We start from the raw sequence: 23,730 nt of genomic DNA on the forward strand, positions 1-23,730 counted from the left end.
GACGAAGCGATGTGCCGGTGGGCGGCCTATCTCGGTGAAGCGGTCTTCCTCGAAGACATCCTCACGGCGCCCTGCCACTCGCTGATCGCCCAGAGCCATTGCGCCGAGGAAGCCAAGTCGCCGACCAATGGCGATGGTTTCGGCCTTGCCTGGTATGGCGACCGGCCCGAGCCCGGCCTCTACTGCGACATCCTGCCGGCCTGGTCCGATCCCAATCTGAAGAGCTTGTGCCGACAGATCAAATCCGGATTGTTTCTCGCCCATGTGCGCGCCTCGACCGGCGGCGCCACCAGCCGCATGAATTGCCATCCCTTCATCTCGGGCCCTTGGTCGTTCATGCACAACGGCCAGATCGGCGGCTTCGAGAAGATCCGCCGCGCGCTGGAAAATTCGCTGTCCGACGCCGTCTTCGACCAGCGCGAGGGCACCACCGATTCCGAGCTGTTTTTTCTCCTGATGATCGACGAAGGGTTGGCCGCCGATCCGCAAGGCGCCGTCGCCCGTGCCACCAGCCGCGTGCTGGAGGCTTCGCGGCGTGCCGGCCTCGAGCCGGCGCTGAAGCTGACGGCCGCCCTTTCCGACGGGCAGGCGCTCCACGCGGTCCGCTACGCCACGGACGACCACGCGCCCACCCTCTATACCGCCTCCAAGGGCGGCGGCCGCTGCATCGTCTCCGAACCCTTCGACCGTGAAGGCGGCGACTGGCAGGCGATCTCGCCATCGAGCTTCATCACCATGACCAGGGATGGCATGAATATTCAGCCGTTTGCGCCGGCCCCCGCGAAGCTGGCGTTGGCCGGGTAGCCTCCTCGCGGCGCAAAATTGCCGTAGAGAGCCGTCCACCAAGCTATTGAGCGAATCGATCCGACCCATAGGGCGCCAGCAATGGATCACGCTCGCCGTCGAGGATTTCGCGCGCGGCGAACAAGCCGACCGCCGGCGCCAGCGTGATGCCGGAATGCGTGACCGCGATATAGAGGCCATCCATGCCCTCGGCGCGGCCGATGATCGGGAAGCCGTCGATCGGCGTCGGCCGGTAACCGAGCGTATGGAAATCGAGCTCCAGGCCGTCACCGCCGCGCAGCATGGCCTGCAGCGCCGCAAACAGCTCGCGCGCCGTCGCCGCCGCATCCATCCCCGGGTCGGCACCGCCAAAATCAGACCCGGCGATGATGCGGCCTTGCGCCGTCTGGCGCATGTGCAGCCGCTCGGCCAGCACCAGACCGTTGAGCAATTTTCTGTAAGGTCGCGAATGGACGATCAGGCCGGGCGGCATTTCGATCGGTAGCCTTATGCCGGCCGTCGCGGCAATCTCCGGCGAGCCGACGCCGGCCGCGATCACCACCTCGTCGGCTGCAAACAGCCCATGCGACGTGTCCACGCCCGTCGTCCTGCCGCCGGTTTGGACCAACGCCGTAACCGTGCTGGAGACGAAGCGCGCACCGCGCCGTTCGGCGTCGGCCAGCAGCGCGTTCGTCGCTGCGACCGGCTCGGCGACACCCTCCTCGGCGACATGTAAGGCAAAGTCGGGAAGCCCGGCGAGATTGGGCTCGATGCCGACCGCGCCGGCGCGGTCGACCCGCCTGATGCCATAACCCCAGGACGAATGCTCCGCCGCATAGGCCTCCAATTTGTCCGCCGGCAAGTCCCAGCACAGCCCGCCGCACCAGGCGAGCGGAAGGCCGGGCAGGTCCTGCGCCAGCCGCGACCATTCCGCCATGGAGCGGATGCGCAGCCGGAAATACGGTTCCGGATTGCCCCAGCTGGCATTTATCCAGGCAAACGAGTTCGGCGTCGCCACGCCGCCGGCAGCGCTGTCGGCAATGACCGTCACCTGCGCGCCCGCCTTGGCCAGGTGCCAGGCGATCGAGGCGCCGATGATGCCGGCGCCGATGACGATCACTTTCTTGCTCATGCAGGATCTCCATCGAACAGGTCTTCTGATGCCATCGCGTCTTCCCTATCTCAAGAGCCGGCGGACCGATCCGGGCAAATCTGTTCGACAGGCCGGGAAAGCGCTGCTAGAAGCCCGCGCCACAGACAGGATTTCATAAATTGGCTGAAGACATCGAACAGGCGGTATCGCGCCGCCGTACTTTCGCGATCATCGCCCACCCGGACGCCGGCAAGACGACGCTCACCGAAAAGCTGCTGCTGTTCGGTGGCGCCATCCAGCTTGCCGGTGAGGTCAAGGCCAAGAAGGACCGCATCCAGACCCGGTCGGACTGGATGAAGATCGAGCGCGAACGCGGCATTTCGGTCGTCACCTCGGTGATGACGTTCGAGTATGAGGACAACGTCTTCAATCTGCTCGACACGCCCGGCCACGAGGATTTCGCCGACGACACCTACCGCACGCTGTCGGCGGTCGACTCGGCGGTCATGGTCATCGACGCCGCCAAGGGCATCGAGCCGCGCACGCTGAAGCTGTTCGAGGTCTGTCGGCTGCGCGACATCCCGATCATCACCTTCGTCAACAAGATGGACCGCGAGAGCCGCGATCCCTTCGAGATACTGGACGAAATCGAGCAGAAGCTGGCGCTCGATACCGCGCCCATCACCTGGCCGATCGGCCGCGGCAGGACGTTTTCGGGCACTTACCACCTGGCGCTGAACGCCGTGCGCAAGGGCGATGACGAGAAGGAACGCACGCCGGTCAACGGTCCCGATTCCAACCGCGTCGCCGGCCTGTTGCCGGAAAACGAGCGCGAGGCCTTCATCGAGGAGCTGGAACTCGCGCGCGAAGCCTGCCGTCCGCTCGACATCGACGCCTTTCGCGAGGGCCATCTGACGCCGGTCTATTTCGGCTCGGCGCTGCGCAATTACGGCGTGCGCGACCTGATCGAGGCGCTCGGCGCTTTCGGGCCGCCGCCGCGCGCGCAGGATGCCGACACCCGGATGGTGGAGGCGACCGAGGACAAGATGACCTCCTTCGTTTTCAAGATCCAGGCCAACATGGATCCCAACCACCGCGACCGCATCGCCTTCGTGCGCGTCTGCTCGGGCAAGCTCGAGCGCGGCATGAAGGCCAAGCTGGTGCGCACCGGCAAGCCGATGAGCCTGTCGGCGCCGCAATTCTTCTTCGCCCGCACCCGCGTCACCGCCGACGAGGCCTTTGCCGGCGACGTCGTCGGCATCCCCAACCACGGCACGCTGCGCATCGGCGACACGCTGACCGAGGGTGAGGAAATCCTCTTCCGCGGCGTGCCGAACTTCGCCCCGGAAATCCTGCGTCGTGTGCGGCTCGGTGATGCGATGAAGGCCAAGAAGCTGAAGGAGGCGCTGCACCAGATGGCGGAGGAGGGCGTCGTGCAGCTGTTTTCGCCGGAAGACGGCTCGCCGGCCATCGTCGGCGTCGTCGGTGCGCTGCAGCTCGACGTGCTGAAGGAGCGGCTGAACTTCGAATACACACTGCCGGTCGAATTCGAGATGTCGCGTTTTTCGGTCTGCCGCTGGATATCGGCCGACGACAAGACGGAAGTGCAGCGCTTCATCGAAGCCCATCGCGGCGACATCGCTCGCGACCTCGACAACGACCCGGTGTTCCTCGCCCAGCACGCCTTCTCGCTGAACTACGAAGCCGAGCGCTGGAAAGCGATCCGCTTCGCCACGATCAAGGACTATCAGGTCCGCGACAAGGCGGCTTGAGGGGCGGTCTTCCCTTCTCCCCGTTCACGGGAGAAGGTGCCCGAAGGGCGGATGAGGGGCAGCGCCGGCCTCAAAAATCAATGGACAGCCCTGCCCTTCGCAGGCTCAGGGCGTTCGAAGCTCGGAAAAGCCAATCAATTGGCTTTCCGTCCGCTTACGCGGACCACTTCTCACCCCTTCGCCGCCTCTTCGATCTTGGCGATGTCGATCTTGCCCATCTTCATCATCGCACTCATCACCCGGCCGGCCTTTTCCCGGTCCGGATCCTGGAGCAGGCGCGGCAGCTGTTCCGGCACGACTTGCCAGGAGACGCCGAACTTGTCCTTTAGCCAGCTGCACGGGCCTGGCTCGCCGCCCTCGGTGAGCCTCTCCCAGAAATAGTCGACTTCTTCCTGCGTCTTGCAGTCGATCGACTGCGACATCGCCTCGTTGAACTTGAATTGCGGTCCGCCGTTGAGTGCCTGGAACGGCACGCCGTCGAGCTCGAACGTGGTCAGCAGCACTTTGCCTTCATCGGCGTGGCCCTTGGGCCAACGCATGACGCTCAGCACCTTCGAATTCTTGAAGATGGAGACATAGTGGTTCATCGCCTCTTCGGCCTGTCCATCGAACCACAGGCAGGTGGTGATCTTTTGCATGTCGTGCTCCTCGGTTGCTTCTTGCTGCTACAATGGAACGGCTGTCTGAGAAAATGGTCCCACTCCCTTGCCGTTGATCTAAGGACGGGCGTCCGGCAGGCGATCCGACACGGGAGGCGATCTTTTTCGCAAACTCTGAATTTTTCTGGAGAATCTGGCGCATTGCAAAAATGTGGCCAGACAATAATTGCCGGTCTATAACGCCTGCGATCCATATTCAGGGCCGCGACGCTCCGCATCGGGCGCAGCCAGCCAGCTAAGGAAAGTTCATGCCTGCCTATCGCTCCCGCACCACCACCCATGGCCGCAACATGGCCGGCGCCCGCGGCCTCTGGCGCGCCACCGGCATGAAGGACAGCGATTTCGGCAAGCCGATCATCGCCGTGGTCAACTCCTTTACCCAGTTCGTGCCGGGCCACGTCCACCTGAAGGATCTCGGCCAGCTGGTCGCGCGCGAGATCGAGAAGGCCGGCGGCGTCGCCAAGGAATTCAACACCATCGCCGTCGATGACGGCATCGCGATGGGCCATGACGGCATGCTCTATTCGCTGCCGTCGCGCGAGCTGATCGCCGATTCCGTCGAGTACATGGTCAACGCCCACTGCGCCGACGCCATGGTCTGTATCTCCAATTGCGACAAGATCACGCCCGGCATGCTGATGGCCTCGCTGCGCCTCAACATCCCGACCGTCTTCGTCTCCGGCGGGCCGATGGAAGCGGGCAAGGTGGTGCTCGCCGGAAAGGCGCAGGCGCTCGACCTGGTCGACGCCATGGTCGCCGCCGCCGACGACAAGATTTCCGACGAGGACGTCAAGGTCATCGAGCGCTCCGCCTGCCCGACCTGCGGTTCCTGCTCGGGCATGTTCACCGCCAATTCGATGAACTGCCTGACCGAAGCGCTCGGCCTGTCGCTGCCGGGCAACGGTTCGACACTGGCGACGCACGCCGACCGCAAGCGGCTGTTCGTCGAGGCCGGACACTTGATCGTCGATCTCGCCCAACGCTATTACGAGCAGGACGACGAGACGGCGCTGCCGCGCAGCATCGCTTCAAAGGGCGCGTTCGAGAACGCCATGACGCTCGACATCGCGATGGGTGGCTCGACCAACACCGTGCTGCACATCCTGGCCGCGGCGCATGAGGGTGAGGTCGGCTTCACCATGGAGGACATCGACCGGCTTTCGCGGCGGGTGCCCGTGCTGTGCAAGGTGGCGCCGGCCAAGTCCGACGTGCACATGGAGGACGTCCACCGCGCCGGCGGCATCATGGCGATCCTCGGCCAGCTCGACCAAGCCGGACTGATCAACCGCGACCTGCCGACCGTGCACACATCAAGCCTCGGCGAGGCGCTCGATCATTGGGATATTTCGCGCACCTCAAGCCAGAACGTGCGAGATTTCTTCCTCGCCGCGCCCGGCGGCGTGCCGACGCAGGTCGCCTTCAGTCAGGACCGCCGCTGGGACGAGCTCGATCTGGACCGCGAGACGGGCGTTATCCGCTCGGCGAAGACACCTTTTTCCAAAGACGGCGGCCTTGCCGTGCTCAAGGGCAACCTGGCGCTCGACGGCTGCATCGTGAAGACGGCCGGCGTCGACGAGTCGATCCTGAAGTTCACCGGCCCGGCGCGGGTGTTCGAAAGCCAGGACGCCTCGGTCAAGGCGATCCTGTCGAACGAGATCAAGGCGGGCGATGTCGTCGTCATTCGCTATGAAGGACCGCGCGGTGGCCCCGGCATGCAGGAAATGCTCTATCCGACCAGCTATTTGAAATCGAAGGGCTTGGGCAAGGCTTGCGCGCTGATCACCGACGGGCGCTTCTCCGGCGGCACGTCGGGGCTCTCGATCGGCCATGTCTCGCCGGAAGCCGCGGAAGGCGGCACGATCGGGCTGGTGCGGGAAGGCGACACGATTGAGATCGACATCCCCAACCGCTCGATCCGCCTCGCCGTGAGCGATGAGGAGCTCGCCAGCCGCCGGGCGGCGATGGCGGCCAAGGGCGCCCTGGCCTGGAAGCCCGAAGAAAAACGCAAGCGCAAGGTGACGACCGCGTTGCGCGCCTACGCCGCCTTCGCCACCAGCGCCGACAAGGGTGCGGTGAGGCACGTTCCGGAGTAGGGCTCGAATCGGCCAGGTTCGTGCTGCCCCTCATTGTCCTGCCGGACATTTCTCCCCGTAAGTGACGGGGAGAAAGGGCTATAACCAAAGATTTCGCCAATTGTAGACGTTGCAAAAATGGCGGCGAGGTCGCAGCATCTCCCTTCTCCCCGTCTCTATACGGGGAGAAGGTGCCGGCAGGCGGATGAGAGGCGGCGCCACGTGGCAAGATTTTTCGCCCGCCGCGATCACGGCGGCAGCCGACAGGTGCTGATTCTTCGGGGACGACACAGATGGATTTCGACCTTATCGTTCGCGGCGGCACATTGCCTGACGGCAGGGTTGCCGACATCGGCATCGTCGGCGAGACGATCGAGCCGAAGCTCGATGGCAACGCCGGCACGACGATCGACGCGCGGGGCAATCTGGTCTCTGCGCCGTTCGTCGACCCGCACTTCCATATGGATGCGACGCTCTCCTACGGCATTCCGCGGATAAACGCCTCGGGCACGCTGCTCGAAGGCATTGCTCTGTGGGGCGAACTGAAGCCGCTCCTGACGCATGAGGCGGTGCGCGATCGCGCGCTCGCCTATTGCGACTGGGCGGTGTCGATGGGATTGCTCGCCATCCGCACCCATGTCGATGTCTGTGACGACAGGCTGCTGGCGGTCGAAGCCCTGCTCGACGTCAAGAAGACGGTGGCGCCCTATATCGACCTGCAATTGGTCGCCTTTCCGCAGGATGGGCTCTACCGCTCGCCCGGGGCACGGGAAAACACCATCCGCGCGCTGGATCTGGGCGTCGATGTCGTCGGCGGTATTCCGCATTTCGAGCGCACCATGGCCGACGGCACGCGTTCGGTGACCGAGCTTTGCGAGATCGCGGCAAAACGCGGCCTGATGGTCGACCTGCATTGCGACGAGACCGACGACCCGCTGTCGCGCCACATCGAGCAACTGGCCTATGAGACGCAGCGCCTCGGCCTTCAGGGCAAGGTGGCCGGCTCGCATCTCACCTCGATGCATTCGATGGACAATTACTACGTCTCGAAACTCCTGCCGCTGATTGCCGAGGCAGGCGTCTCCGCCATACCCAATCCTTTGATCAACATCATGCTGCAGGGGCGCCACGACGCGTTTCCCAAGCGCCGCGGCATGACCCGGGTCAAGGAGATGCTGGCGCTGGGCATCCGCGTCGGGTGGGGCCAGGATTGCGTGCTCGATCCCTGGTATTCGCTGGGCACCGCCGACATGCTCGACGTCGCCTTCATGGGGCTTCACGTCGCCCAGATGTCGAGCCCGGCCGACATGGCGCGCTGTTTCGACATGGTCACTAACGTCAATGCCGCCATCATGGGGCTCGATCATCTAGGCCTCGCCGTCGGCAAGCGCGCCAGCCTGGTCGTCCTCGACGCCGGCAATCCGGTCGAGGCCATTCGCCTGCGCCCCGAACGCATTTGCGTCATCGCCAGGGGCAAAGTGGTGGCGGAACGAACCAGGCAGGACACCAGGCTTGCCATCCCCGGCAGGCCGGCATTGGTGAACCGGCGGCACGTATCGTCCTAGACCCAGCCGATTTCCGGCGCTGGCCTTGCCGATTCCCGGATTTCTCCTCGTCAAAACGGCCGCTTCCGTCTACGACGCGGCCTGGACAGGTAAGGGATCGGCATGACGCAACCCGTGGCGCAGAATACCACAATCAGGAACGTGCTTCTGGCCGGCATTCTGCTGATGCTGGCCGGCGACTTCCTGTTTGCACTCAACGACGCCATGGGCAAATGGCTGGTCGCCAGCTTTTCCGTCGGCCAGGTGGTTCTGATCAGGTCGATCGGCGCGTTTTTCGTGCTCGGTCCGATGATCGCCCACCAGGGCGCCGCCAAGCTGTTCCGCATGGAAAGGCCCGAATTGCAGGTCCTGCGCGTCATCATGACCACGCTCGATACCGGGCTCTTCTATGCCGCCGTCGTCTATCTGCCGCTTGCGGATGTGATGAGCTTCTATATGGCCGGGCCGATCTATGTGGCGGCACTCTCGCATCTCCTGCTTGGCGAGAAGGTCGGCTGGCGCCGCTGGATGGCGATCCTGCTCGGCTTCTGCGGCGTGCTGATCATGCTCAAGCCCTCCTCGGCGGCTTTCTCGCTGTCGTCGGGCTTCGCGCTGGCGGGCAGCATTGCCTTCGCTTTCGCCATCATCCTCAACCGGCGTTTGCGCGGCACCAGCGACACCAATCTGGTGACATGGCAGACCATCGGCACGCTGCTGGTCGGCGGCGCCCTGACCATCGGCGCCTGGCAGACGCCGTCGGCGCTCGATTTCGGCGCCATGCTGCTGCTCGGCATCGTCTCCTGCGGCGCCCATCTGATGATCACGCGGGCGCTCAAGCTGGCGCCGGCCTCGACGCTGGCGCCGCTGCACTACACGCTGCTTCTATGGGCGGTGGTCTTCGGGCTGGCGTTCTTCGGCGACGTTCCCGGCCCGCGCATCCTCATCGGCTCGGGCATCGTCGTGCTGGCTGGCCTGTTCATCTTCCATCGCCAGAAGGTGGTCGACACGACGGTGCCGCCTGAAAACGTGCCGAAGGGCGTGAATTAGCCCTCGCGGATCGCCGCCAGGTGCCGTGAAAATTCCGGCGTCTCCATCAGCGCCTTGCAGCGCGCGAAGCGGCCGTCGGCATAGGCCCGAAAATCGTCGACGGGATTGTCGTTGGCGAGCTGGATCAGTCCCCACAGCGTCCACAACAGGTCGCACATCGCCTTGTAGATGACGATGCGCCCTCGCTCCGCCGGTTTCGCCTCGCCCCCGAAATAAGCGCGGATCATCTCCTCGTCCTGCGCGGCATCGAACTTGCCTTCGACGGAGAGGTCGCCAAGATCCCAGAGCGGATCGTTCATTCCTGAATATTCCCAGTCGACGATCCACATCCTGTCACCCGCATCGATAAAATTCTCGCACAGCGGGTCGCAATGACAGGCGACGACGGGCAGCGGGTGGGCCGACAGCGCCGCGCGCACGCCACCGGCCTCGCGCACCACGTCGTGATAGCCGGCGGGCAGGGCGACCTCCTTGGTCGACAGCACCTTCAGATAGTCATCGATCATCGCGAACAGTTCGAAACGGAACGGAAACACCGCACCGGACGAATGCAGCTTGCGGAAGGCCTCTCCCGCACGCGCCGGGCTGCCCGGCCGAAGCCTGAATTTTTCCGGCGACATGGTTACGGCGCCGGCGATGAAGCGCGTCACCATCACGCCGGTGCCCGGATCGACATGCAGCACCTCGGGGCTGACGCCTGCCTTAGCCGCCTCGCGCGCCGCCACCGCCTCATTGGCGCGGTTGATATATTCCTCGGTGCCTTTGCCTGGAATGCGCAGGCAGAAGTCCCCGGCCTTGAAAACCAGGTTGGTGAGGCCGCCAAGCCGCTCCAGCGTCCCGTTATAGCCGGCCAGCATGGGAATGGCGGCAAGTTTTGTCCGTGCCTCGTCCATTGTCATGCCCGCTCCCCCGCTGTTATTTGTCGCAGAGACGGTTCCACAAAATTCGTGCTTTGGCTATCATCCGTGCGAGACCAATTTAGGGCATGGCGGACAGGACGAAAGTGACCGACAGCAAGCATAAGGGCGCGCTTGGCGCTGCCTACGCGGCCAAGCGCCCGGAAGAAGTGGCGGCGCTCTATGACCGTTGGTCGCAGACCTACGACAGCGACATGTCGGCTGCCGGCTATCGCCATCCCACCATCTGCCTGGCCTTGCTGGCAAGGCATCTGCCGCGTGGCTCGGCCCCGCTGCTCGATGCCGGGGCCGGCACCGGGCTCATCGGCGAATGGCTGGACATTGCCGGCTATCCCGAGGTCGAGGCGCTCGACATCTCGCAAGGCATGCTGGATCAGGCAGAGCGCAAGGGCGTCTATTCGGCCCTGCATTGCCTTGCGCTTGGCGGGCCGCTGCCCTTTGCCGACAATGCCTATGCCGGGGTGATCTCGGCCGGCGTCTTTACCTCGGGCCATGTCGGTGCCGAAGGGCTGGACGAACTGATCCGCATCTGCCGGCCGGGCGGCGTGATCGTGCTGACGGTCAAGAACACGATCTGGGATCTAGGCTTTAACGCGCGAGTCGCTGAGCTGGAGGCTCAGGGGCTGGTCACCCGCATCGAGGAAACGCGCCCGTACGTCTCGATGCCGGGCGAGGCCGACACGGTGCCCAGCCGCTGCCTCGCCTTGCGTGTGAACTGATCAGGCTTTGATCCTGTTCCCGGCCGGATCATACATCGGCTCGAGATGGATCTTTGCCGGCGTGCGCTGCATCGCCACGACCAGCTCATAGCGGCCCGAGGCGAGAAAATCGTCGCTCACGCCGTCGGCATTGCGCACATAGCCGTAGCCGATGTTCTTCTCCACGGTGTAGCCATAGCCGCCGCTGCTGAGATAGCCGACCGGCTCGCCATTGCGCAGGATCGTCTCGCGCCCGACGAGCACGACGTCCTGATCGTCGACCGTGAAGCCGGCGAAACGCTTCTTCAATGGCCCGCCAGTGATTTTCTCCAAGGCGCGCCGCCCTACGAAATCCGTGTTCTTGCGAAGCTTCACCGCCCAGCCGAGGCCGGCTTCCAGCGGCGTGTCGTTGGGGGTGATATCGGAGCCCCAGGCGCGATAGCCCTTTTCCAGTCGCAGCGATTCCAGGGCCCGGTAGCCGACCGGGCGGATATCATGTTGCTTGCCTGCCGACATCAACGCGTCGAAGATCTCGCCGGTTGCGGAGATCGGCACGTGCAGCTCCCAGCCGAGTTCCCCGACATAGGTGACGCGCAACGCCCGCACGGTGTGGCCGGCAACGACAATCTCGCGGGCATGGCCGAATGGGAAACCGCTGTTGGAAACGTCGGCATCGGTCACGCCGGCCAGCACTTCGCGGGCGCGCGGTCCCATCAGCGACAGCGTGCCGAAATCCTCGGTGACGTCGGTGAGCGTGATGTCGAGCTCCTTTTCGACATGGTCGCTGATCCAGGACAGGTCATGGGTGCGGAAGCCCGTGCCGGTAACGATATAGAACCTGTCCTCGCCGAACCGCGACACGGTGAGGTCGGCCTCTATGCCGCCGCGCGTGTTGAGAAGCTGCGTATAGGTCAGCCGGCCGGTCGGCTTGTTGACGTCATTGGCGCAAATCCAGTCCAGCGCCTTCGGCGCGTCGGGCCCGGTCAGTTCGTATTTGGCGAAGGACGACTGGTCGAAGATGCCGACCTTCTCGCGCACATGGCGATGTTCGTCGCCGACGGCTGAAAACCAGTTCTGCCGGCCCATGGAATAGACGTCACGGGGCTCGACGCCTTCGGGGGCGAACCAATTCGGCCGCTCCCAGCCGAGCTTCGAACCGAACACGGCGCGATGCTGTTTCAGCCTGTTGTACAGCGGCGAAACGATGCGCGGCCTGCCGGAAAGATACTCCTCATGCGGAAAGCCGATCGTGTAGTGCTTGCCATAAGCTTCCAGCGTGCGCTCGCGGACCCAGTGCCGGTCGCGCTGCAGGCTGGAAAAGCGCCTGATGTCGACGACCCACAGATCGAACGGCGCCTCGCCATCGACCACCCATTGCGCCAGCACCCAGCCGGCGCCGCCGCCCGAAGCGATGCCGAAGGCGTTGAAGCCGGCGCCGACGAACATGTTGGCGCATTCGGGCGCCACGCCGAGGATGAAATTGCCGTCCGGCGTGAAACTCTCGGCCCCGTTGATCATCTGCTTGACGCCGACGGTTTCCAGCGCCGGCACGCGCGCGATCGCCTGGCTCATGTGCTGTTCGAAATGATCATAGTCGTCGTCGAACAGCCGGAACTCCCAGTCATTGGGCACGTCGCCTCCGGGGAGATCAGTCGTCCAGGCCTGCGGGTTTGGCTCATAGCCGCCCATCACCAGCCCGCCGACCTCTTCCTTGAAATAGGTGCGCCGGTCCGGGTCGCGGATGGTCGGGACATCGGTCGCCAGCCCGTCGATCTTCTCGGTGACGATAAACTGGTGCTTCACCGGCTGTAGCGGCACGTTGATGCCGGCCATGGCGCCAACCTGCCGCGCCCATTGTCCGGCGCAGTTCACCACCTTGTCGCAGGCGATGTCGCCCATGCTGGTCTTCACCGCAATGATGCGGCCGCCTTTGATCTCGAAGCCGGTGACGCGGACTTCCTCGTAAAGCCTTGCGCCATGCATGCGCGCGCCCTTGGCCAGCGACTGGGTGACGTCGGATGGGCTCGCCTGACCGTCGGTCGGCAGCCAGGAAGCGCCGACGAGATCGCCGGTTTCCATCAGCGGCCACATGTTCTTGACCTCCGCCGGCGACAGCAACTGCATGTCCATGCCAAAGCTTTTCGCTGTCGTCGCCAGCCTCTCGTACTCGGTCCAGCGGTCGGCATTGGTGGCAAGGCGCAGGCACCCGCTCATCTTCCAGCCGGTGGCAAGGCCGGTCTCGGCCTCCAGCCCATTGTAGAGGTTGACCGAATATTTGAGCACGCGGGTGATCGAGGCCGACGAGCGCAGCTGCCCGACCAGGCCGGCGGCGTGCCAGGTCGAGCCCGAAGTCAGCTTGCCCTGTTCGAGCAGCACCACATCTGCCTTGTGGTCGCGGGCCAGATGGTAGGCCGTCGAGCAGCCGATAATGCCGCCGCCGATGACGACGATCGCTGCCTGGGTTGGCAAGGTCATGAATTCAGGTCCCGTATTTTGTCCGGTAGTTTTCCAGCGCGGCATCGAGCCGCGTCAGGTTCTCTTCCGTGTAGGCGACGTAGTCGATGCCGGGCACGTCGAGGTAGAGTTCCGAAACCATGCTCCACATCGCCTCGCGCAGCAGCGAGGCGCATTGCATGGCTGCATGCGAGCGGCGGATCGCCTCGTCCGGCTCCTTCATGAAATAAGCGGTCAGGAAGGCGAAGGATTCCTCGTCGCTCATGCCGGCGTTCGAGGCGACGCCGGCAAGGTCGAACATCGCGGTATTGAAGCCGGCATATTCGAAGTCGATCAGCCATAGCCTGCTGCCGTCGTCGAGAATATTCGCCGGCAAAAGATCATTGTGGCCGAACACGATCGGCAGCAGTTTCTGGGCGCGTTCGAGCTCGTCGGCCAGCATCAGCAGACGCGGCAGGTCGCTCGCCTTGCGGCTGCCGGCGTCCTCCAGCGTGCGCGCATAGTCGCGGATGACGTGGAACACCCAGAACATGAAGCCGGCACCGGAGACGTGGTTGGGCATCTCGCGGTGGAAGCCGCGCATCAGGGCGGCGACACGGCCGAGATTGGCGCGCACGTCCTCAGCCAGGCAGGTCTTGGCGCCGAGATACTCCGTCACGAGAATGCCGGGTTCGGCATGGCGGACCGCCGGCGCGAAACCGGCGGCATGCGCGGCGCGTGCGGTCATCACCTCACGCTCGCGAAAGACGTGGTGGAAGGGATAGTCCCTGCCGAAACGCACGACATGCCTCCCGGCGGCGTCCTTAACCCGATAATTGGCATTGCTCAGGCCGCCGGGCAGCGGCTCGATCTCGACGCTGCCTGTCCAGCAAGGCAGGGCGCGGATGCGGTCCTCGGCCGTCATGAATTCGCCCTTCGTACGGCAAGGCGCCGACGGGGCGGCGCCGCCGTGGCGACCCGCCGTTTGTCCGGACGCTCGTTCTGGCAAAGACCTCGCCGGCGCGGCATTCGGGATCGGTATCCCGCGCCGCACCGACGAGCCCCACGTGCCGGGCTCTTCGAGGCCGGCATCCGCCCCCGCGGATGAGAAAATTCTTCCAGTCGCCCTCGCGTCAGGCAGTTTCCAGACCTTGGGGCACACAAATTCGGATCAGGCTCCGCTATCGCTTTTCCGTGGCAGTGCGAGCCTGACACGGCATCAGTGTCACGCCGGGTAAGCCACGTTGTCAACGAGATTCTGTGGCTTTTTCTGCTTTCCTGCCCGTATTCTTTCGAGATTCCTTGTATTATGCGGCAGATTTGCCATAGAAGCGGTCACTGCATCATGGCGCGACTGGAAATGACCCGATGAGCCATTCCAAGCGGCACGGCGAAATCCTGCGGTTTCTGCAGGAGGAAGGCACCGTCACCATCGCCAGCCTGGCCGACCGGCTAGGCGTCTCGCTGGAAACCGTTCGCCGCGACGTCAAGCCCCTCACCAGCGACGGCTCGCTCCTGAAGATGCATGGCGCCGTCGGCCTGCCGTCGACGATCGGCGAAGCGCCGTTCGAACGGCGCATGCGCGAGAACGCCGAGGCCAAGCGCCTCATCGCCCGCATGGTCGCCGCCACCATCCGCGACGGCGAATCGATCATGCTCGACACGGGAACGACCACCTCGTTCCTGGCGCGTGAACTGCTCGGCCATCGGCGGCTGACGGTCGTCACCAACTCATCCGACATCGCCCGCACGCTGGCCACCGTCAACGGCAACAAGGTCTACATGGCCGGCGGTGAGCTGCGCAGCGATTCCGGCGCCGCCTTCGGCGCCTCGGCCATCGACTTCGTCAGCCGCTTCTCGGTCAGCCATGCGGTGATCTCGACGGGTGCCGTCGATGCGGTGACGGGTGTCATGGATTACGATCTCGACGAGGCCGAGTTCGCCCGCATGGTGCTGTCGCGCGGCCAGCGTTCGCTCGTCGTCACCGATCATTCCAAGTTCGGGCGCCAAGGCCTGGTCCAGGTCTGCGGCTTCGATGGCTTTTCCGAGCTCGCCACCGACCGGCCGCCGCCGCGCGACATCGCTGCCGGCCTGGCGCAGGCCGGCGCGCGGCTCAGCGTCGCGGGCGAGGCAGCCTGAGCTAACCGAATACCAGCGACTGGTGGGCGCATATGCCGGCGAAGGCGCCGCCCGATACGGCGAAGGCGATGTTGTGCATCGCGCGTGACGCGTCCCCGGCGGCGTAGACGCCGGGAACCGTCGTCTGCTGCCTGTCATCGATTGATATCACCGGGCCAAGGGGACCGTCCGTGAAGCCGCAACCGAGCTGTTCGGCCACCGGGCTCGCCATTGTATTGCGCGGCGCGGTGAATATCGCGCGAACCCCCGCCTTTCGGCCGCCGTCGAGGATCACCGTCAAGCCGCCCGCGCCATCCTCCCGCAGTTCGGCGACCGCAGCGGGTTCGAACCTCACATTCTTGCCTTCCAGGACAGACATCTGTTCGGCATCGGGCTCGATCAGGCGATTGCCGAACAGCGTGACGTCGCCCCAGTCGGCGATCAACTGCGCCTGATGCAGGGACATGGGTCCGGTCGCCAGCACGCCAAGCGGCCCGCTGGAAACCTCGTAGCCGTGGCAATAGGGGCAGTGCAGCACGGTCTTGCCCCACTGCTCGGCAAGCCCGGGAACTTCCGGCAGGATGTCGCGCACGCCGGTGGCCAGAACCAGCCGCGCGGCGCCAAAGGTCTCGCCGCCCTCTGTGCTGATTTCGAAGTCGCTGCTGCTATTGGCGACCGCCTTGTCCGCACGTCCCTTGACAAGGCGAGCCGTCGGATAGGCTAGCAACTGCCGTCTTGCCTCCTCCAGGATGGCGCCTGGCGTGCGCCCGTCTTGGCCGAGGAAGCCGTGCGAATGCGCGGCGAACCGATTTCGGGGCTGGCCGGCGTCGATCACCAGGACGTTGCGCCGGGCCCGGGCCGCCTGGATGGCGGCGGACAAGCCGGCAAAGCTGCCGCCGACGACGGCAAGATCATACTGCATGGCTGGAGACTCCGATGAGGTCGTAACGGCGGCGGAAGTCGGCGGTCAGGTCGGCCAGCGTGATACGGCTGAGCTTCTCCGCCAGCAGCTTCTCCGCCGCGATCCGAAAATCGTCGAGGACGGCGATGACGGCCTGCTCGACAAGGCAGCCGGGGCTCTCCGGCTCGGTGCCGAACGGCAGCAGCGTCTCGCCAAGCGCGGCGCTGATTTCGGCCAGCGAGATCTCGTCGGGCGGGCGCCCGAGCAGCCAGCCGCCGCCATGTCCGCGTGAAGAGGTGACGATGCCGGCATCCCGCAACCCCGCGATGGTGCGGCGCACCACGACCGGATTGGTATGGATGAAGGTGGCAAGCTGCTCCGAGGTCAGCGCCCGCTCGGGCTTCTCGGCCATGTGGACCAGAATGTGCAAGGTGGAAGACAGCCGGCTGTTGCGTTTCATGTAACTTATTTAGTTACAATTCTGGGGGCCGTCAAGTTGCCGATCCGTTTCCACTTCCCAGTGTCGTCCCCGCCGTGTTTAGTCCGGCCATGGCTTTCACCATCCGCCAGTTGCAGTTCTTCATCGCCGTCGCCGAGCAGGGCACGGTGTCGGGTGCCGCGCAGAACCTCTCCATTTCGCAATCCTCGGTCACCGAAGCGATCAAGGAGCTCGAAGGCGATCTCGGCGTCGAATTATTCGACCGCCATCCGCGCGGCCTCAACATCACCCACAAGGGCCACCAGTTCCTGCGTCATGCCACCAAGATCCTGGCCGATGTGTCCGATGCGCGCCGCGCCTTCCTCGGCGAGCAGGCGACAGCGGGCGGCCGGCTGCAGCTCGGCGTCACCTCGCTGGTCGCCGGCTATGTGCTGTCGGACCTGCTTTCCCGCTACCGTCGTGCCTATCCCGGCGTCGAGGTCTCGGCAATCGAGGACAATGGCGACTATCTCGAGCATCTGCTGATCGGCGGCAAGCTGGACATCGCCGTGATGGTCACGTCCAATCTGCGCGACCGAACCGCGCTGCAATCGGAAATCCTTGAAGTCTCGGCTTACCGCCTGTGGCTGCCGCTCGGGCATCCGCTCGCCGGCGCCGACATCATCGGCATCGGCGACATCGCTTCGGAGCCGCTGATCATGCTGACCGTCGACGAGATCGAGGAGAACACCGGCAAGTTGCTGACGGCAATCGGCGCCAAGCCGCATGTCGCCTTCCGCACCCGTTCGGTCGAAGCGGTGCGCAGCCTCGTCGCCACCGGCGCGGGCGTGGCGCTGCTGCCCGACCTCGTCTACCGGCCGTGGTCGCTGGAAGGCGACCGCATCGAGTCGCGCGACGTCTCCGGTGCCCTACCCGTCGTCCAGGTCGGGATGGTCTGGCGCCGCGGCTCCGGCCTGCCGCAGGCTGCGCGCGATTTCATCGGTCTGGCGCAGTCGCAGCGCATGGTTCGCCAGCGCCCCGACAAGAACGGCCGCTGATCTATCGGAAAAACCGATATCCCCCTTCTGATAAATGAATTTGCGAAACCGGGATTTTCACAGCAACTTCGCTTCAGGGAACAAAGCCGCCGCCGAAGCGCGGGCCTATCAATGGGAGATCGATGATGAATTCATTCCTGAAGTCATGCACTGCATTGACGGTCGCGCTGACCTTCTCCGGCCAGGCCATCGCTCAGGTCACGGAACTCGGCAAGGGTGAAGGCGAGGTCGATATCGTCGCCTGGCCGGGCTATATCGAGCGTGGCGAAACCGACAAGGGCTATGACTGGGTCACCGCCTTCGAGAAGGAAAGCGGCTGCAAGGTCAACGTCAAGACCGCCAACACGTCGGACGAGATGGTCTCGCTGATGAACGAGGGCGGCTTCGACCTCGTCACCGCTTCGGGCGATGCATCGCTGCGCCTCGTTGCCGGCAAGCGCGTGCAGCCGATCAACACCGACCTCATCCCGAGTTGGAAGACGGTCGACGACCGCATCAAGGACGCCCCCTGGTTCACCGTCGACAAGGTTCATTATGGCGTCCCCTACCAGTGGGGGCCGAACGTCCTGATGTACAATACCGATGTCTTCAAGGAAGCGCCCAAGAGCTGGAACATCGTCTTCGAGGAGATGAAGCTGCCGGACGGCAAATCAAACAAGGGCCGCGTCCAGGCCTATGACGGCCCGATCCACATCGCCGATGCCGCCAACTACCTGATGTTCCACAAGCCGGAGCTCGGCATCAAGGACCCCTACGAGTTGAACGAGGACCAATACAAGGCCGCGCTCGAGTTGCTGCGCGTCCAGCGCACGCTGGTCGGCCGCTACTGGCACGATGCCGCCATCCAGGTCGACGATTTCCAGAACGAAGGCGTGGTTGCCTCCGGCTCGTGGCCATACCAGGTCAACACGCTGATCGCGGCCAAGAAGCCCATCGCCTCGACCGTGCCGGAGGAAGGCGTCACCGGCTGGGCCGACACCACTATGATGGAGGCCGACGCGGCACATCCGAACTGCGCCTATATGTGGCTCGAACACTCGCTTTCGCCCAAGGTGCAGGGCGACGTCTCGGCCTGGTTCGGCTCGCTGCCGGTCGTCCCCGCCGCCTGCAAGGGCAACGAGCTCCTGACCGACGAAGGCTGCAAGACCAACGGCTACGAAAACTTCGACAAGATCAAGTTCTGGAAGACGCCGGTGACCAAATGCGCCACCCAGAACGACCAGTGCGTGCCCTATTACCGCTGGGTGTCGGACTATATCGGCGTCATCGGCGGGCGATGATTTTCTTCACCCTCCCCTTGTGGGGAGGGTCGACGCGCAGCGTCGGGGCGGGGCGTCGCGGCGGTCTGTGCCAGAGCACCCCCACCCGCGACTTCGCCGCGACCTCCCGCATCGAGGGGAGGTAAGTGGCGCGCGTTCGCCGTCCAGCCACGATTGCGGGCGACCGAAGAGAACCCAATCGGCAAGAGACTGACACCCCATGACCTCAGCCGTTTCCTTTCAAAAAGTCTCGCGCCATTTCGGCAGCGTGCGCGCCGTCGACACGGTCGACCTCGAAATCGTGCCTGGCGAGTTCTTCGCCATGCTCGGGCCGTCGGGCTCCGGCAAGACGACCTGCCTGCGCCTCATTGCCGGCTTCGAGCAGCCGACGGCGGGTTCGATTTCGATCTTCGGCGAGCGCGCCGAGGGTGTTCCGCCCTATCGCCGCAACGTCAACACCGTCTTCCAGGACTATGCGCTGTTCCCGCATCTCGATGTGCTCGACAATGTCGCCTATGGTTTGATGGTCAAGGGCGTCGGCAAAGCCGGGCGGCACAAGGCAGCGGAAGAGGCGCTGTCGCTGGTCAGGCTGCCCGGCTACGGCGCCCGCCGCCCTGGCCAGCTTTCCGGCGGTCAGCGCCAGCGCGTCGCGCTGGCCCGCGCACTGGTCAACCAGCCCAAGGTGCTGCTGCTCGACGAGCCGCTCGGCGCGCTCGACCTCAAATTGCGCGAGAACATGCAGGAAGAGCTGAAGTCGCTGCAAAAGGCGCTCGGCATAACGTTCGTCTTCGTCACCCACGATCAGGGCGAGGCGCTGTCGATGGCCGATCGCGTCGCCGTCTTCAACGACGGCAGGATCATGCAGATCGGCACGCCGGAAGATATCTACCAGCGGCCGAGCACTCGCTTCGTCGCCGATTTCGTCGGTTCCTCCAACGTGCTGCCGCCGGATTTCGTCCAGCGCTATTGCGGCCAGCGCCGCTGGGGCAGCCTGCGACCCGAATCGATCCGCGTCGGCCGCACCGCGAAAGGCGACGGCGTGGCCGCGCGCCTCGTCTCAACTAACTATCTCGGGGCGACCACCAGGCTGGCGCTCGATGCCGACGGTCTGAAATTGCACGCCATCGTGCCTGCCGGTACGGCCTTGCCCAGGGAAGGCGAGGCGGTGGTGCTCACCTTCAACCGGGAGAGCCTGCATTTGATGGACGAGGCGGTGTGATGAAGGCTTGCGCGAAGCACCCCCCTCTGTCCTGCCGGACATCTCCCCCGCAAGGGGGGAGATTGGCTGCCCTTTCGGGTTTCGCCAATTTCCAACGTCGCAGAATTGGCGAGGCTGAGAAATTGCCAATCTCCCCCCGTGGGGGGGAGATGTCCGGCAGGACAGAGGGGGGCGACGCAGAACGCGGCCTCTCATATAATTCTCTTCAGCACACGGCGGCCCCATGACCATTGCCGCGCTCAACCCCAGCCCAGCCCCTGCCATCCTGCCCGGCAGCGGCGGCATACGCGGCGCGCTCTCCGACCTCTTCTGGCGCAGGCCGCAACTGCTCCTTCTGCTTATGCTGCTGCCGCCGGTCCTGTGGCTCGGCATCGTCTATATCGGCTCGTTGTTCGCTCTTTTGGCGCAGAGCTTTTTCTCGATCGACGAGTTCTCCGGGCTTATCAACCGTGAGTTCACGTTGAAGACCTATGGCGACCTGTTGCAGGCCGCCAATCTGGACATCATTCTGCGCACGGTGACGATGGCGGCCCTGGTGACGCTGGCCTCGGCTGTCGTCGCTTTCCCCATTGCCTATTACGCGGCGCGCTATGCGCGCGGCCGCTGGAAAGCGCTGTTCTATCTCGGCGTCATGCTGCCGCTGTGGTCGAGCTACCTGGTCAAGATCTACGCCTGGAAATTGATCCTGGCCAAGGAAGGCATTCTCACCTGGCTGCTCGCCAAGCTGAACCTGTTGGGGTTGCTCGATGCGTGGCTGTCGCTGCCGGTCGTCGGCGGCAACTCGCTGTCGGTGTCCTTCACCGGCACCTTCATCGTCTTCGTCTATGTCTGGCTGCCCTTCATGATCCTGCCGGTGCAGGCAGCCCTCGAGCGCGTGCCCGGCAATTTGGTCGAGGCCTCTTCCGATCTCGGTGCCTCGCCGGGCCAGACCTTCCGCAATGTGCTGTTCCCGCTGGCGCTGCCGGGGATCGTCGCCGGCTCGATCTTCACCTTTTCGCTGACATTGGGCGACTACATCATCCCGCAGATCATCGGCACGTCGCGCCTGTTCATCGGCCAGGCCGTTTATTCGCAGCAAGGCACGGCCGGCAACATCCCGCTCGCCGCCGCCTTCACTGTCGTGCCCATCGTCATCATGGGCTTCTATCTCTGGGGCGCCAAGCGCATGGGGGCCTTCGATGCGCTCTGACCGTGCCCAATCGGCTCCGCTTGGCCTCAAAATCGCCGCCGCTTGCGGGTTGCTGTTCCTGCATCTGCCGATCCTGCTGATCTTCGTCTATGCCTTCACGACGGAGGAGAAGAGCTTCGTCTGGCCGCCGCCGGGGCTCACCACGCAGTGGTTCGCTGTCACCTGGAACCGGCCGGACGTGTGGGAAGCGCTGTCGCTCTCGGTGCGCGTCGCCGCCATCTCGACGGCCATCGCGCTGGTTCTCGGCACGCTGTGCGCCGCCGCGGTGTCACGGACGAAATTCTTCGGCCGTGAAACCATTTCGCTGCTGGTCATCCTGCCGATCGCGCTGCCCGGCATCATCACCGGCATTGCGCTGCGTTCGGCTTTCGCGCTGGCCGACATTCCGTTCTCGTTCTGGACGGTCGTGCTCGGCCACGCCACCTTCTGCGTGGTTGTCGTCTACAACAATGCCGTTGCCCGCTTCCGCCGCACCTCGGGCTCGATGATCGAGGCCTCGATGGATCTCGGCGCGGATGGTTTCCAGACCTTCCGGCATATCGTGTTGCCCAACATCGCCACGGCGCTGCTTGCCGGCGGCATGCTGGCCTTCGCGCTGTCGTTCGACGAGGTCATCGTCACCACCTTCACCGCCGGCCAGCAGCAGACGCTGCCGATCTGGATGCTTGAAGAACTGATCCGCCCGCGCCAGCGCCCGGTCACCAATGTCGTGGCGATGGTGGTGGTGCTGGTGACGCTGCTGCCGATCCTCGCCGCCTACTACCTGACCCGCGACGGCGACCAGATCGCCGGCAGCGGGAAATGAAATAGTGAGCAGTGAGCAGTGAGTAGTGAGTAGTGAGTAGTGAATAGTGAATGGGGGGATGGTGAATAGTAGTTTTGGATAGTGAATACGCGGCAGAAACCTACTCACTACTCACTACTCACTACTCACTACTCACTACTCACTACTCACTACTCACTATTCACTATTCACTATTCACTATTCACTATTCACTATTCACTATTCACTACTCACTATTCATCATTCACTACTCACTATTGCCAATGGAGAACCCAATGGACACCCAGATGCTGATCGGCTCGAAGTTCGAGAAAGGCACCGAGACCGAGGAGTCGGTCCTCAATCCGAAGACCGGGGCGACCATTCTCAATCTCCCCGAGGCGAGCCCGGCGCAGATCGAGGCGGCGGTGACGGCTGCCGGGAAGGCGTTCACGGCTTGGTCGCGTACCACGCCCGCGCAGCGCTCGGGCTATCTCCTTAAGATCGCCGACCGCATAGAGGCCGAAGCCAGGGAATTCGCGGCGCTCGAGGCGCTGAACTGCGGCAAGCCGATCAATGCCGTGCTCAATGATGAAATCCCGGCGATCGTCGACTGCTACCGTTTCTTCGCCGGCGCCGTCCGTTCCATGCCAGGCCAGGTAGCCGGCGAATACCTGCCGGGCCACACCTCGATGGTCCGGCGCGATCCGATCGGCATCGTCGCTTCCATCGCGCCGTGGAATTACCCGTTGATGATGATGGCCTGGAAGCTGGCGCCGGCGATCGGCGGCGGCAATACGGTCGTCTTCAAACCGTCGGAACAGACGCCGCTGACGGCGCTGAAACTGGCGAAGATCCTGGCCGAAATCCTGCCCGAAGGGGTCGTCAATGTCGTGCTCGGACGCGGCGACAGCGTCGGCAATACGCTGATCAACCATCCCAAGGTCAACATGATCTCGATCACCGGCGATGTCGCCACCGGCAAGAAGGTGCTGCAGGCGGCCGCCAAGTCGGTCAAGCGCACGCATCTGGAACTCGGCGGCAAGGCCCCGGTCATCGTCTTCGATGATGCCGACCTCGGCGCCGTGGTCAACGGCCTGCGCGCCTTCGGCTACTACAATGCCGGCCAGGACTGCACCGCCGCCTGCCGCATCTATGCCGGCAAGAAGGTCTACGACAAGCTCGTCGCCGATCTCTCCTCGGCCGTGTCGACCATCAAGTACAATCTGCCGGACGATGCCGAGAACGAGATCGGCCCATTGATCTCGCGCCGCCAGCGCGATCGTGTCTCGAGCTTCGTCGAGCGCGCCTCGGAATTGAAGCACATCGAGATCACCACCGGCGGCAAGCCGGGCGAGGGCACTGGCTTCTACTACCAGCCGACCGTCGTCGCCGGCGCCTTGCAGGAGGACGAGATCGTGCGCCGCGAAGTGTTTGGTCCGGTCGTCTCGGTGACCCGCTTCTCGGATGTCGACGAGGCGGTGAACTGGGCCAATGACAGCGATTATGGGCTGGCATCGTCGGTGTGGACCAGGGACGTCTCGCGCGCCATGGCGACGGCCGCTCGCCTGCAATATGGCTGCACCTGGATCAACACCCACTTCATGCTGACCAACGAGATGCCGCATGGCGGGCTGAAGCAGTCCGGTTACGGCAAGGACATGTCGCTCTACGCGCTGGAGGATTATACCGCCGTGCGCCATGTGATGGTGGCGCACGGGTAATCTGTCTCCTTCCGGCAAAGGCAGATCTTATATGGCTGTGGCCGGCGCCGGCGACCCCGCTTG

At 64.2% G+C, this 23,730-nt stretch carries 20 protein-coding genes; 13 read left to right on the forward strand and 7 right to left on the reverse strand.

Annotated features, from left to right (window positions below):
• Positions 1-9: 9 nt before the first annotated feature.
• The gene (locus tag FJ951_RS00825; protein WP_140512990.1) at positions 10-804 is read left to right on the forward strand and encodes a class II glutamine amidotransferase; all 795 of its coding nucleotides are present in this window, start codon (positions 10-12) and stop codon (positions 802-804) included.
• Between the two features lie 43 nt (positions 805-847).
• Here the strand turns inward: FJ951_RS00825 and FJ951_RS00830 are convergent, their stop codons facing one another.
• The gene (locus FJ951_RS00830; RefSeq protein ID WP_140512992.1) at positions 848-1,915 is read right to left on the reverse strand and encodes an FAD-binding oxidoreductase; all 1,068 of its coding nucleotides are present in this window, start codon (positions 1,913-1,915) and stop codon (positions 848-850) included.
• Positions 1,916-2,055: 140 nt separating this feature from the next.
• Here FJ951_RS00830 and FJ951_RS00835 point away from each other — a divergent pair, with 140 nt between their 5' ends.
• Positions 2,056-3,648 (forward strand): peptide chain release factor 3, encoded by a 1,593-nt coding sequence (locus tag FJ951_RS00835; RefSeq protein ID WP_140497087.1) that lies wholly within the window; start codon positions 2,056-2,058, stop codon positions 3,646-3,648.
• Between the two features lie 170 nt (positions 3,649-3,818).
• Here the strand turns inward: FJ951_RS00835 and FJ951_RS00840 are convergent, their stop codons facing one another.
• On the reverse strand, positions 3,819-4,286 hold the full coding sequence (locus tag FJ951_RS00840; protein WP_140497085.1) for a VOC family protein: 468 nt from the start codon (positions 4,284-4,286) through the stop codon (positions 3,819-3,821).
• A 269-nt stretch (positions 4,287-4,555) separates the two neighbouring features.
• On the opposite strand from FJ951_RS00840, the gene ilvD reads away from it, so the two are divergent.
• From ilvD to FJ951_RS00860, 3 genes are all read left to right on the forward strand, one after another.
• The gene (ilvD, locus tag FJ951_RS00845; RefSeq protein ID WP_140512994.1) at positions 4,556-6,400 is read left to right on the forward strand and encodes a dihydroxy-acid dehydratase; all 1,845 of its coding nucleotides are present in this window, start codon (positions 4,556-4,558) and stop codon (positions 6,398-6,400) included.
• 272 nt (positions 6,401-6,672) lie between these two features.
• Positions 6,673-7,944: an amidohydrolase family protein gene (locus FJ951_RS00855; RefSeq protein ID WP_140512996.1), complete on the forward strand. Its 1,272-nt coding sequence runs from the start codon at positions 6,673-6,675 to the stop codon at positions 7,942-7,944.
• Between the two features lie 102 nt (positions 7,945-8,046).
• The gene (locus FJ951_RS00860) at positions 8,047-8,970 is read left to right on the forward strand and encodes a DMT family transporter (protein ID WP_140512998.1); all 924 of its coding nucleotides are present in this window, start codon (positions 8,047-8,049) and stop codon (positions 8,968-8,970) included.
• Here the strand turns inward: FJ951_RS00860 and FJ951_RS00865 are convergent.
• Positions 8,967-9,869: a phosphotransferase family protein gene (locus tag FJ951_RS00865; RefSeq protein ID WP_140513000.1), complete on the reverse strand. Its 903-nt coding sequence runs from the start codon at positions 9,867-9,869 to the stop codon at positions 8,967-8,969. The two genes, FJ951_RS00860 and FJ951_RS00865, sit on opposite strands and share 4 nt — an antisense overlap.
• Before the next feature lie 104 nt (positions 9,870-9,973).
• Here FJ951_RS00865 and FJ951_RS00870 point away from each other — a divergent pair, with 104 nt between their 5' ends.
• Complete coding sequence (locus FJ951_RS00870; protein ID WP_181172189.1) at positions 9,974-10,606, forward strand: class I SAM-dependent methyltransferase; 633 nt, start codon at positions 9,974-9,976, stop codon at positions 10,604-10,606.
• Here FJ951_RS00870 and FJ951_RS00875 read toward each other — a convergent pair whose 3' ends face one another.
• Together FJ951_RS00875 and FJ951_RS00880 are read right to left on the reverse strand one after the other, a co-directional pair.
• Positions 10,607-13,060, reverse strand: a complete 2,454-nt coding sequence (locus FJ951_RS00875) for an FAD-dependent oxidoreductase (RefSeq protein ID WP_140513004.1) — start codon at positions 13,058-13,060, stop codon at positions 10,607-10,609.
• Positions 13,061-13,064: 4 nt separating this feature from the next.
• A complete protein-coding gene (locus FJ951_RS00880; RefSeq protein ID WP_140497071.1) occupies positions 13,065-13,943 on the reverse strand; it encodes a phosphotransferase family protein in 879 nt (292 codons plus the stop codon).
• 443 nt (positions 13,944-14,386) lie between these two features.
• Between FJ951_RS00880 and FJ951_RS00885 the strand changes: the two genes are divergently transcribed.
• The gene (locus FJ951_RS00885) at positions 14,387-15,157 is read left to right on the forward strand and encodes a DeoR/GlpR family DNA-binding transcription regulator (protein ID WP_140497069.1); all 771 of its coding nucleotides are present in this window, start codon (positions 14,387-14,389) and stop codon (positions 15,155-15,157) included.
• Position 15,158: 1 nt separating this feature from the next.
• Here FJ951_RS00885 and FJ951_RS00890 read toward each other — a convergent pair whose 3' ends face one another.
• Positions 15,159-16,058 carry an NAD(P)/FAD-dependent oxidoreductase gene (locus tag FJ951_RS00890; RefSeq protein ID WP_140513006.1) on the reverse strand — a complete coding sequence of 300 codons (900 nt, stop codon included), beginning with the start codon at positions 16,056-16,058 and terminating at the stop codon, positions 15,159-15,161.
• Positions 16,048-16,497, reverse strand: a complete 450-nt coding sequence (locus FJ951_RS00895; protein ID WP_140513008.1) for an Rrf2 family transcriptional regulator — start codon at positions 16,495-16,497, stop codon at positions 16,048-16,050. The genes FJ951_RS00890 and FJ951_RS00895 overlap by 11 nt, the downstream gene beginning before the upstream one ends.
• A gap of 89 nt (positions 16,498-16,586) precedes the next feature.
• On the opposite strand from FJ951_RS00895, the gene FJ951_RS00900 reads away from it, so the two are divergent.
• The 6 genes from FJ951_RS00900 to FJ951_RS00930 all read left to right on the forward strand — a co-directional run bounded on the left by FJ951_RS00900 (position 16,587) and on the right by FJ951_RS00930 (position 23,667).
• Positions 16,587-17,513: a LysR substrate-binding domain-containing protein gene (locus tag FJ951_RS00900; protein ID WP_140513010.1), complete on the forward strand. Its 927-nt coding sequence runs from the start codon at positions 16,587-16,589 to the stop codon at positions 17,511-17,513.
• A 125-nt stretch (positions 17,514-17,638) separates the two neighbouring features.
• Positions 17,639-18,793 carry an ABC transporter substrate-binding protein gene (locus FJ951_RS00905; RefSeq protein ID WP_140513012.1) on the forward strand — a complete coding sequence of 385 codons (1,155 nt, stop codon included), beginning with the start codon at positions 17,639-17,641 and terminating at the stop codon, positions 18,791-18,793.
• A 199-nt stretch (positions 18,794-18,992) separates the two neighbouring features.
• Positions 18,993-19,991, forward strand: coding sequence for an ABC transporter ATP-binding protein (locus tag FJ951_RS00910; RefSeq protein WP_140513014.1), 999 nt, complete (start codon positions 18,993-18,995; stop codon positions 19,989-19,991).
• A gap of 223 nt (positions 19,992-20,214) precedes the next feature.
• Positions 20,215-21,180, forward strand: coding sequence for an ABC transporter permease (locus FJ951_RS00920; RefSeq protein ID WP_140513016.1), 966 nt, complete (start codon positions 20,215-20,217; stop codon positions 21,178-21,180).
• Positions 21,170-21,985, forward strand: a complete 816-nt coding sequence (locus FJ951_RS00925; RefSeq protein WP_140513018.1) for an ABC transporter permease — start codon at positions 21,170-21,172, stop codon at positions 21,983-21,985. The genes FJ951_RS00920 and FJ951_RS00925 overlap by 11 nt, the downstream gene beginning before the upstream one ends.
• Positions 21,986-22,239: 254 nt before the next feature.
• Positions 22,240-23,667, forward strand: coding sequence for a gamma-aminobutyraldehyde dehydrogenase (locus FJ951_RS00930; protein ID WP_140497054.1), 1,428 nt, complete (start codon positions 22,240-22,242; stop codon positions 23,665-23,667).
• Positions 23,668-23,730 lie beyond the last annotated feature (63 nt).

Source organism: Mesorhizobium sp. B2-2-3, assembly GCF_006442405.1.
Taxonomy (GTDB): Bacteria; Pseudomonadota; Alphaproteobacteria; order Rhizobiales; family Rhizobiaceae; genus Mesorhizobium.

Coding starts and splice junctions, on each gene's coding strand:
- FJ951_RS00890 (WP_140513006.1), bottom strand. CDS start 16,058: ATGCAGTATGATCTTGCCGTCGTCGGCGGCAGCTTTGCCGGCTTGTCC.
- FJ951_RS00910 (WP_140513014.1), top strand. CDS start 18,993: ATGACCTCAGCCGTTTCCTTTCAAAAAGTCTCGCGCCATTTCGGCAGC.
- FJ951_RS00905 (WP_140513012.1), top strand. CDS start 17,639: ATGAATTCATTCCTGAAGTCATGCACTGCATTGACGGTCGCGCTGACC.
- FJ951_RS00885 (WP_140497069.1), top strand. CDS start 14,387: ATGAGCCATTCCAAGCGGCACGGCGAAATCCTGCGGTTTCTGCAGGAG.
- FJ951_RS00875 (WP_140513004.1), bottom strand. CDS start 13,060: ATGACCTTGCCAACCCAGGCAGCGATCGTCGTCATCGGCGGCGGCATT.
- FJ951_RS00900 (WP_140513010.1), top strand. CDS start 16,587: ATGGCTTTCACCATCCGCCAGTTGCAGTTCTTCATCGCCGTCGCCGAG.
- FJ951_RS00865 (WP_140513000.1), bottom strand. CDS start 9,869: ATGACAATGGACGAGGCACGGACAAAACTTGCCGCCATTCCCATGCTG.
- FJ951_RS00925 (WP_140513018.1), top strand. CDS start 21,170: ATGCGCTCTGACCGTGCCCAATCGGCTCCGCTTGGCCTCAAAATCGCC.
- FJ951_RS00920 (WP_140513016.1), top strand. CDS start 20,215: ATGACCATTGCCGCGCTCAACCCCAGCCCAGCCCCTGCCATCCTGCCC.
- FJ951_RS00840 (WP_140497085.1), bottom strand. CDS start 4,286: ATGCAAAAGATCACCACCTGCCTGTGGTTCGATGGACAGGCCGAAGAG.
- FJ951_RS00880 (WP_140497071.1), bottom strand. CDS start 13,943: ATGACGGCCGAGGACCGCATCCGCGCCCTGCCTTGCTGGACAGGCAGC.
- FJ951_RS00895 (WP_140513008.1), bottom strand. CDS start 16,497: ATGAAACGCAACAGCCGGCTGTCTTCCACCTTGCACATTCTGGTCCAC.
- ilvD (WP_140512994.1), top strand. CDS start 4,556: ATGCCTGCCTATCGCTCCCGCACCACCACCCATGGCCGCAACATGGCC.
- FJ951_RS00830 (WP_140512992.1), bottom strand. CDS start 1,915: ATGAGCAAGAAAGTGATCGTCATCGGCGCCGGCATCATCGGCGCCTCG.
- FJ951_RS00855 (WP_140512996.1), top strand. CDS start 6,673: ATGGATTTCGACCTTATCGTTCGCGGCGGCACATTGCCTGACGGCAGG.
- FJ951_RS00860 (WP_140512998.1), top strand. CDS start 8,047: ATGACGCAACCCGTGGCGCAGAATACCACAATCAGGAACGTGCTTCTG.
- FJ951_RS00825 (WP_140512990.1), top strand. CDS start 10: ATGTGCCGGTGGGCGGCCTATCTCGGTGAAGCGGTCTTCCTCGAAGAC.
- FJ951_RS00930 (WP_140497054.1), top strand. CDS start 22,240: ATGGACACCCAGATGCTGATCGGCTCGAAGTTCGAGAAAGGCACCGAG.